Genomic DNA, 240 nt, shown 5'->3' with positions numbered 1-240 from the left:
AGTCCCATTTACGTAGGTTTAGATTTTTAACGTCTTTGTTTTGATATCCACAACAAGAACATAATTGGCTTGAAGCAAATGTTTTCGATACGACAATGATTTGTTTGCCGTACCATTTTGCCTTATATTCCAACATAGTTCGAAACTGTGACCATGATACCTCACTAATTGCTTTTGCTAACTTATGATTCTTTAACATATTCGATACTTGCAAATCCTCTATACCGATAACATCGTGGT

1 protein-coding gene is annotated in these 240 nt (G+C 34.6%); it reads right to left on the bottom strand.

Going from position 1 to position 240, the window contains the following annotated elements; genetic code table 11:
- A partial coding sequence (locus MR065_RS27340) for a transposase (RefSeq protein ID WP_242215755.1) occupies positions 1–240 on the bottom strand: 240 nt, incomplete at both ends.

Source organism: Bacillus cereus group sp. BfR-BA-01383, from assembly GCF_022663495.1.
Lineage (GTDB): Bacteria > Bacillota > Bacilli > Bacillales > Bacillaceae_G > Bacillus_A > Bacillus_A cereus_AU.
This window is presented reverse-complemented; position numbering and strand designations above follow the sequence as displayed.